This is a genomic window from Hydrogenophaga sp. A37 (assembly GCF_002001205.1).
In the GTDB taxonomy this organism is placed as follows: Bacteria; Pseudomonadota; Gammaproteobacteria; order Burkholderiales; family Burkholderiaceae_C; genus Hydrogenophaga.
The window spans coordinates 1-2,467 of sequence record NZ_MUNZ01000158.1 but is presented as its reverse complement, the minus strand read 5'-3'; the positions used below and the strand labels follow the sequence as shown (position 1 = coordinate 2,467).

Genomic DNA, 2,467 nt, shown 5'->3' with positions numbered 1-2,467 from the left:
GAACGGGGGCGCTTCGGGGTCTTGACCATGCCCCGTTCTACGACAAACAGGTTGCAATCTTGTGTCAGCCCACGCCTGCCCAGCTTGGGGCGGGTTGGCACATGGCGTCTCGCAGGCCGACCAGTTGGCGTGCGATTTGCTTAGGGGTTTGGCATGAATACCTTCATCCGCATCGCCGAAGTCTGGACGCCCACCCAAGACGGCGCGTCGCTGGAGCTGTCGAGTGGCTTGTTTCCGAGGGCTGCGGCCTTCGAGGCGATCACACGGCAGATGATCTTTGCGCGCGGCGAGGGCTTGCCCGGCCGCGCCTGGGAGCTGGGCCACCCGCTGATGATGCGCGAGCTCTCGGGCAGCTACTTCAAGCGGGCCGCGGCCGCCAAGGCTTTGGACCTGACCTGCGCAGTCGCCTGCCCGGTGTTCCGTGGCGACGCGCTGCAGTGCGTGGTCGTGCTGCTGATGGGCGGCGCCGCGTCGTCGGTCGGCACGGTGGAACTGTGGCGCAACGACGGGCGGATTTCGTCTGACATGTCGCTGGTGGACGGGTACTTTGGCGCCAGTGCCCAGGCCGCCCAACTGGAGGCGCTGACGCGCGATGGCTGGCTGCCGCGAGGCGCCGGTGCACCGGGCCTGGCTTGGCAAAAGGGCGAGACCGTCTGCATGGCCAACATCGCCCAGTCCAAGCGGTTCCTGCGCAAGGAGGCGGCGCTCGCCCTGGGCATCGACCGGGCGCTGGCGGTGCCTTGCAGCGTGCGGGGCACGTCGTCGTGGGTGTTGGCATTGTTGTCGGCTCCCAGCACGCCGATTGCCCTGCGGGTGGAGGTCTGGACGCAGCCGCCCGGGCCGCCCGATGGACTGGTGCGCGCTTCAGGCTTCTGCGAATCCGCCGGCGAACTGACGACCGGCGCGAGCACCGTGCACAAGCTTGAGGCGCTGGGGGCCATCGGCACGGCCTGGCGCACCGGCGTGGCACAGGCCAGCACCTTGTTGCCCACACCGGACACGCCGGCCGATCAGGAGGCCCTTCGGGCGGTCGGCGCCCGGTCGGTGCTGGCCCTGCCGGTGCTGATGGACGAGGCGGTGAACGAGGTGGTGGCGCTCTACTTCTGATACGGGCTCGGCTCGGCCAGCGCACAGCGCAGCGCCACGCGCAAGCCGCGCACCAGGTCGTCCAGCGACATGCTGGGTGTGCCCTGCTCGGGTAGCCAGGGCACGTGCACAAAGCCGCCGCGCGTGTGGTGCAGTTCGGGCTGGGTGGCGATGGCGTGCATGAGACCGTAGAACACGTGGTTGCAGACGAAGCTGCCTGCGCTGGGCGACACCTCGGCGGGCAGGCCTTCGCGCTGCAGCGCGGCGAGCATGGCCTTGATGGGCAGGGTGCTGAAGTGGGCGGCTGGGGCGCCGGGCACCACGGGCGTGTCGATGGGCCCGGCGCCGGCGTTGTCGGGTATGGGCGCGTCGTCCACGTTGATGGCCACGCGCTCCAGCGAGATCGCGCTGCGGCCGCCGGCCTGCCCCACGCAGACCACCAGCGCTGGCTGGTGTTTCGCGAGCAAGGCGTTCAGCACCTGAAGCGATGCGCCAAACACCGTGGGCAGCCGGGCGGCCACCACGGTGTGGCCCATCAACTGCCGGCCATGCAGCGCCTGCACGGCGAGCCAGCTGGGGTTGATGGCAGCACCGCCGAAGGCGTCGAAGCCGGTGAGCAGCACGCGGGGCTTGGGGGAGCGAAGTCGGGTGTCCATGCGGTGGCCTGTGTCGGACCTGCAAGGATATGCTGCACAGGCTTGGCGCCGTGCCATCGGCGCATCATCCGAAGGAGTTTCCATGGCCACCCGCAAAAAACCAGTCACCACTCTCGAGCCCCCAGCAGACACAGGCTCGCACCTGATCGGTCAGGCCATCCTGTCGCTGATGGGCAAGCTGCCCACCTCGAAGGAGCAGCCCAGCCAGGCACCGGCCGACGACGCGCGCAAGAAGGCCAACGCGGCGGCAGCGAAAGCGGCGCTGGCCGCCGGGGCGCTGGCCCTGCCACCGGGGCCGCTGGGCTGGCTCACCATCCTCCCCGAGATGGTGGGGGTCTGGAAGATCCAGAAGCAGCTGGTGGCCGACATCGCCGCGCTGTATGGCCAGCAGGCCACGCTGACGCCGGAGCAGGTGGTGTATTGCCTGTTCCAGCACACGGCGGCGCAGGGTGTGCGCGACCTGGTGGTGCGCGTGGGGCAGCGCACGCTGGTGCGGCGCGCCTCGCCGCTGCTGATCCGCGCGATCACGCGGCGCATCGGCACGAAGCTGGCGCAACGGGCCCTGGGCAAGGGTGTGGCGCGCTGGGTGCCGATCGTGGGCGCGGTGGGTGTGGGCGCGTACGCCTACTACGACACCGCGCAGGTGGCCGCCACCGCCATCGACCTGTTTGAGGGGGTGATTGAGGTGGAGGCGGTGGAGGTCGATGGGTAGGATCGTTCCCATG

Annotated in this window: 3 protein-coding genes; 2 read left to right on the top strand and 1 reads right to left on the bottom strand. The window is 69.7% G+C overall.

Translation table 11 applies throughout. The features are described 5' to 3' along the window. Positions 1-153: 153 nt before the first annotated feature. A complete protein-coding gene (locus tag B0E41_RS21770; RefSeq protein WP_077334400.1) occupies positions 154-1,107 on the top strand; it encodes a hypothetical protein in 954 nt (317 codons plus the stop codon). Here B0E41_RS21770 and pcp read toward each other — a convergent pair. Then, positions 1,098-1,742 (bottom strand): pyroglutamyl-peptidase I, encoded by a 645-nt coding sequence (pcp, locus tag B0E41_RS21765; protein ID WP_077334398.1) that lies wholly within the window; start codon positions 1,740-1,742, stop codon positions 1,098-1,100. The genes B0E41_RS21770 and pcp overlap by 10 nt on opposite strands. Positions 1,743-1,824: 82 nt before the next feature. On the opposite strand from pcp, the gene B0E41_RS21760 reads away from it, so the two are divergent. After that, positions 1,825-2,454, top strand: a complete 630-nt coding sequence (locus tag B0E41_RS21760; RefSeq protein ID WP_077334396.1) for a hypothetical protein — start codon at positions 1,825-1,827, stop codon at positions 2,452-2,454. Positions 2,455-2,467: the final 13 nt, after the last annotated feature.